Origin of the sequence: uncultured Campylobacter sp. (assembly GCF_938030815.1) — a bacterium.
Taxonomy (GTDB): Bacteria; Campylobacterota; Campylobacteria; order Campylobacterales; family Campylobacteraceae; genus Campylobacter_B.
The window spans coordinates 1-5,963 of sequence record NZ_CALHII010000237.1 but is presented as its reverse complement, the minus strand read 5'-3'; the positions used below and the strand labels follow the sequence as shown (position 1 = coordinate 5,963).

7 protein-coding genes are annotated in these 5,963 nt (G+C 43.4%); 2 read left to right on the top strand and 5 right to left on the bottom strand.

Features of this window, described 5'->3' with window-relative positions:
• A partial coding sequence (locus Q0277_RS09010; protein WP_297997401.1) for a GH92 family glycosyl hydrolase occupies positions 1–1,200 on the bottom strand: 1,200 nt, incomplete at its 3' end.
• A gap of 33 nt (positions 1,201–1,233) precedes the next feature.
• Positions 1,234–1,389, bottom strand: coding sequence for a hypothetical protein (locus Q0277_RS11205; RefSeq protein ID WP_366517339.1), 156 nt, complete (start codon positions 1,387–1,389; stop codon positions 1,234–1,236).
• 38 nt (positions 1,390–1,427) lie between these two features.
• Between Q0277_RS11205 and Q0277_RS09005 the strand changes: the two genes are divergently transcribed.
• Together Q0277_RS09005 and Q0277_RS09000 are read left to right on the top strand one after the other, a co-directional pair.
• A complete protein-coding gene (locus tag Q0277_RS09005; protein WP_297997399.1) occupies positions 1,428–2,042 on the top strand; it encodes an RNA pseudouridine synthase in 615 nt (204 codons plus the stop codon).
• Between the two features lie 125 nt (positions 2,043–2,167).
• A complete protein-coding gene (locus Q0277_RS09000; RefSeq protein WP_297997397.1) occupies positions 2,168–2,650 on the top strand; it encodes a hypothetical protein in 483 nt (160 codons plus the stop codon).
• 761 nt (positions 2,651–3,411) lie between these two features.
• On the opposite strand, the gene Q0277_RS08995 is transcribed toward Q0277_RS09000, so the two are convergent.
• The 3 genes from Q0277_RS08995 to Q0277_RS08985 form a co-directional block, all read right to left on the bottom strand.
• The gene (locus Q0277_RS08995) at positions 3,412–3,792 is read right to left on the bottom strand and encodes a hypothetical protein (RefSeq protein ID WP_297997395.1); all 381 of its coding nucleotides are present in this window, start codon (positions 3,790–3,792) and stop codon (positions 3,412–3,414) included.
• A gap of 237 nt (positions 3,793–4,029) precedes the next feature.
• Positions 4,030–5,139: a 23S rRNA (adenine(2503)-C(2))-methyltransferase RlmN gene (rlmN, locus tag Q0277_RS08990; RefSeq protein ID WP_297997392.1), complete on the bottom strand. Its 1,110-nt coding sequence runs from the start codon at positions 5,137–5,139 to the stop codon at positions 4,030–4,032.
• Positions 5,136–5,681, bottom strand: coding sequence for a purine-nucleoside phosphorylase (locus Q0277_RS08985; RefSeq protein ID WP_297997390.1), 546 nt, complete (start codon positions 5,679–5,681; stop codon positions 5,136–5,138). Before Q0277_RS08985 ends, rlmN begins: the two co-directional genes overlap by 4 nt.
• Positions 5,682–5,963: the final 282 nt, after the last annotated feature.

The window sequence follows — 5,963 nt, the reverse complement described above, 5'->3', positions numbered from 1 at the left end:
CTCTTGCATTTCGCGCGCCATAGAAGGGTACATCAGGTTCACCAAAGGGAAAAGACTGCGGAACGTATCCCAAAAGCCCGTGTCGGTAAACATCGTTCCTGGCAGCACTTTCCCGTTGTACGGACTGTAATGCAGCGTGTCGCCACTGGCCGAAATCTCATAAAACTTGCGTGGGAAAAGCGTGGAACGATAAAGACAAGAGTAAAAAGTGCGCAGGTTATCAACGTTGTTGTCTTCCACGCTGATGCGCCCCAGCACGTCATTCCAGCGTTGCCTACCCTTTTGCAGCAGCGTTTCAAACGAATTGTTGCCCAATTCGTTAAGGTTTTGCATGGCTTGCGCCTCGCTGATAAACGACGAGGCCACACGCGCATGCACCTGTTCGCCACGCTTGCAACTGAAAGTAACGATGGCTCCTGCATGATTGGCTTGCAGCTCTTGCTTGTCGGCGGCAAATAGTTTCTTACCATCGGCCAAACGCGCTGCGGCGAAGTCGCGGTCGAACACGACAACGAAATAGTTCTTGAAGTTATCGGGTACGCCCCCACTGTTCTTGGTGGTGTAGCCCACAATGGTGCGTTTGTCGGGCAATAGCCTGACGAACGAGCCCTTGTCGAAAGCATCTACAATGACGTTTGCCGAGTCGGTCTTCGGGAAAGTAAAGCGCATCAGGCACGCACGCTCGGTAGGCGCAAGCTCGGCCGTAATATCGTAGTCGGCCAAGTACACCTTATAATGATAGGGTTTGGCCGTTTCGGCCTTGTGCGAGAACCACGAGGCGCGCCCTTCTTCATCGAAAATGGGCTTACCCGTTGTGGCCATGATGGCAAATTGCCCGTAATCGTTAATCCACGGACTGGGTTGGTGTGTCTGTTTCAGTCCCCTTATCTTGTTGGCCTGATAGCCATAGGTCCACCCATCGCCCATCTTCCCCGTTTGCGGGGTCCAAAAGTTCATGCCCCAGGGCATGGCCGTGGCCGGATAGGTGTTGCCAGTAGAAAGCTGAAACGTGGACTGCGTGCCCACCAACGTGCTTACATAATCAACGGGTTGGCTCTGTGCCATGCCTGCACTGGCAGAAATAAAGGCAAATGCCAAGATAGATAACTTCTTCATTGCGTTGTGATATTGGGCAAATCGAACAGCATTTGACCGTAACCCACCTGCTGTTCGCTTTGCTGTTTTTATATTTTTAGGCATACTATAATAGGTATGCGCCAGCAGCCACCCCCCTTACAGGTGCGGTTTAAGCAACTTTACCCACACATCATAGCCCGCTTTGGTGAGGTGCAACCCATCGTAAGTTAGCTCGGCACGCATAATGTTGGTGCCAGGCTCGGTGAAATGGGGATAGAGATTGATAAACGTTAGTCCCTTTTCGCGTGCCAAAGCCTCGATGCGCGCATTGATTTGGGGTATCCTGCGGCGTGAGCGATAAGCTTAAATCCGCTATCGCGATGAGTAGCGCGGATAACGGGCATAAACCTTGCGCCTTATCTGTTGCTAAATCTTTGTTGGCTACTTCTACGGGCTACGTAAATTTGAAAAAATTTGAGCCTACAAAATACGCAAAATTTAGCGAGAAACTGAAATTTTTAAAGGATTTTGAGGGGTTTGTGATCGATGCTCCGATCGCCCCTAGCGACGAGTTTGCCGATCTTAAAATTCGTATGAAAATATCGCGCGACGGCAAGGAGGCGATCACACTGATCCGCCCGCTACGATATTTTGAGAACATGGATGCTAGCCTGATTGAGTGCTATCCGCTGACGGGTAGGCAGCATCAGATCAGGCTGCATCTATTTGCCGCGGGTACGCCGATATTGGGAGAGCCACTGTATGGGCTTTCTCGAGAGCAAGCGGAGCGGATATTGGATAAAAAGATGGATGAGACAGAGCGGATCAGAACGACGGGAGCGCCGAGATTGTTGCTGCACGCGGATGCAATTCGCTTTGAACTAGGCGGCGAACGATACGAGATAAAAAGCAAATTCGATGCCGCAAGAGAGTTTTATAATCTTGCTAAAATCGGTAAAATTTAAGCAACTCAATAAAATTTTAAAGCGGCGGCGATTATTTTTATGACTAGGATTTTGCTTTTGCTGGTTTTTATAAAATTTTGTGATTACAACGGCGTTTAATTTATTAATTTCTCATCTATGGTCATTTGAAAATTTTAAGACGATTTTATTTTGCGATAGCTATATTGGGGAAAAGCGTTACAGTTATAAAAGCATATAATTCAACTTGGTTAGACAGCGGGTTTCATATATTTATTTTCGGTAGCGAAAATTACGGTAAATTTGAGCTCAGAGCGCATAAATATTGGATGCTTCAAGATAAGTTAGGTGGTAGTATAAAAGATTTTAAACCCGATGTTGATTCTTTTAAAAAATATAATCAAGAACATGGAATATTTAAAAGAGAATTTGACGAATACGCTAATTTTCTATTTAAGCAAAAGGGCGGGGCGGGAAGCTCTGTTAATTTAGAAAGCTCGGCATTGATAGCAAGCATGGGGAGCAAAACGGTAGTTGCTTCTTTTGGGGAATATTGCAAGAGGGTACTTGGTTTGGGCATAGACCGTAGCATAGAACAAAAACAAACAATAGAAATATCGCAAGATATTGGCATGAGACTTGGATTGTAATTGTTAATTTCTATGAAAATTCGAAATGCCAAGGGCAGATTAGAAGGAATTTATGGATGATTTCAGTGTTTGTTTTGGCATAATCGCGAGTTTAATGGTGCGTAAATTTAAAATCCGGATAGCAATATATAACCAATATGAGAGAAACTTTATAAATGTCAAAGCGAGAGAAGAAATGCGATATTCCTAGTTGTATCGATAAAATTCTACACCCATTCATTTATACAATCGTAATTGCAAATTAGTGCGAAATTTGATCGGTAAGATGTGTGTAAGATTAAGACGCGGCAGTTAATTTTTATTATTTTGGCTTCTTGTATTTGCATATGGTAAAAGTGATAAAAAAATGCGTAAAATTTAGCCTAAAAGTAACTATAAAAATTTGTTTTATGCTTTAAAATTTGGTTTATTTTATTCAAATAGCCATAAACGCTACTTCCGCTTCGCCGATATTAATGACCTCGCCTTTGCGCGCCATCACGCCTAGGCCGTGCTCCATGTCCCACGAGTAGCTAAACTCAAAGCCGATTTTGCGTCGTCTAGGATATAGATATTTTACAGCTCCAATAGTTCGCTAAGCTCCTGTGGCGTGCTGATGCCTGGCATGAAATCGCTTTTCGTCTCACTCGGATAGTCGTAGATCTCCTGCCATTTTGGGTAGTTTTTTAAAATTTCAGCTAAGATGTCTGTTAAAAATTCTTCCTGATTTTGCTTTAGAAATTCTACGCGTCCGATTGTGCCTGGCTAGGCTCGCCCGTCTCTTAGCTATCTTCATCTAAAAAGGTGCAGCGAAACTCGCCCTCTTGCTCTAAAGCTTTGCCGAAATACTCCAGTCGCAGCGAGGAACTAAAGTCCTCGTATCCCTCATCTTCAAATTTGGATAAAATTTTAGGTTCTGCAAGATGCGCATTAAAAAACTCCGCGACCTTTGGGCTGCGGGTGAAAAGATACTCCTCATTTGCTTCGTAACTTTTGCGCAAAAATTTAAGCGCCTCCTGCTCTGCGCCGCACTCCAAGCAGCATTCGCCCTTGTAATAATCGCTCACGTAGGGCGGATTTTCATTGCTTCTGGCGTGCTTGTCCATCTCGCCTAGCCAGCGCAGCATATTTGGGGCGTCGTCCGCCCATTTGTTCTCATTCACCATGCGCGCCGCGTAGATGTATGAGTCGTAGACGCGGTATTTCTCATCGTCCGCCTCCGCCCATTTTGCCTCGATAAAGCGGATAATTTCCGCCTTTGTAATCTAGGATTTTTTAAGCAGCGATCTGTTTAAGAAGACGCCGATCTCCTCCATTATTTTTGCGCGTCCATTGCTACTCCGTTATAAATTTTTTGCCGATCTGCCTTACGGTCTGAAAATGATCGCCGAATTTTTCCTCTACTTGTTCGAAATTTTATCGGCACTGATACCACTTTGAGCCGGAATTTTACCTTGCTCGTTTCTTTGCTTGAGCTGTCCGCACGCTGCACTGATATCTAGCCCCTTACTCTGGCGGATCGTGCAAGTAATGCCGTGCGCACAGAGATAGTCTTGGAATTTCACCATATTTTCGGGACTTGGTCTGCCAAAGCTTGAGCCTTCGTGCGGATTAAAATAGATCAGATTTACTTTTGCGCGGATGCCGTGCAGAAGCTTCACTAGTGTTTTGGCATCGCTTGGGCGATCGTTTACGTCATCGATCATTAGGTATTCAAACATCACGCGCTTTCGCAGATCGATTGGAAACTCGCGCACCGCTTGCATGATCGATGCGATATTGTAGGCACGATTTATCGGCATTAGTTTTTCACGCAGTTCGTCATCCACTGCATGCAGTGAGATCGCTAGCAGCACGCCAAGATCCATTTCGCCAAGCTTTTTTATCTGCGTAGAAAGTCCGCTAGTGCTTATCGTTTGGCGACGCGGCGCTATGGCGAGTCCGTCGTTTTCTTTTAAAATTTGCACGGCTTTGGCAACGTTGTCTAGGTTATTAAGCGGTTCGCCCATCCCCATATATACGACATTGACGCGGCGCTCGTACGGGATCGCGTTCATTTTCTTGATGAGCCAAATTTGAGCCACGATCTCGCCTGGAGTTAAATTCCGTACGAAGCCACCTTTTGCTGTCAAGCAGAAGCTACAGCCAATTTTGCAACCCACTTGCGAACTTACGCAGATTGAGTAGCGCGCATGTCTTACAACTTTTTCGTTTTCATCTCGCAGCTCATCCTTCATCGGCAGCAGGACACTTTCGATCGTCTTGCCGTCTTTGAGAGCGAAAAGATATTTGATACTGCCATCGCTACTTGTTTCGGATCTGACGCATTCAAGCGGATTTAAATAAAAATTTTGAGCTAAACTTTGACGGATCTCTTTTGGTAGATTTAGCATTTGTGTGAAGTCATCCACATTTTTTTTGTAAATCCATTCGTAAATTTGCTTGGCTCTAAATTTTGGTTCGACGAAATTTTCAAGTTCTTTCATCGTAAAATCAAAGATATTTTTCAAATTAATGCCTTAGTTTTTAGATATTTAGTTAAATTTTCTTTTGCAGCGGCGTGATTTTTTAAAAAATCCGTGTGAGCATTTGAATCGCAGAAATTCGTCGCACAAAAAATTCCGTAAGCGGGAATTTGAAATTTTTGAGCTACCTTGAGAACCGCAAAAAATTCCATATTTTCTAAAAAATAACCTCGCTCAAAGAATTTTAGCGCGGATTTTTTATCGGTTGTGATAAAATTTGAGCTATTAGTTATTGTTTCATATGAAACATCGGCAGAATTCCTAGCTATAATTTCATAGTTAATCGGAGAGTATGAAAGCTCATAAAGCGCCGATACCTCGTAGTTTACAGCCGATCTGCTTTCATAAATTTTTAGAATTTTACCTTCTTTATATAGTCCTGCAGAACCCACGAAAATGATTTCACTCGGCAAGCTTTGCCTATTTTCGCATAAAAATTTAGTCAAATTTATACTCATATCCACTAGTCCTACGCCCATAGGCAGGGCAAAATCAAAAATTTCATTTCGTCCGGCAGAGATTATCATTTACTCATTCACGCTTTCGTTATTTTTCACTAATCATAGCAAAATGACGATAAATTTAAAGCTAAATTTTGAAATTTTTTCGTCGTAAAGTATCAGGTGAAATTAAAATCGATTTAAGCAAATATTTAGGAGAGCTATACTCTTACCCTTCATAATGGTAGCAGTGCAGGTGGCGGGTAGAAGATGGAAAAGTATTTAAAAAAGCTTATGATTTAGCTAAAACGAATAAATTTTACCTAAGCAAAAACGATGCTTGCAAAAAACTTGCAAGATAATAAAGGC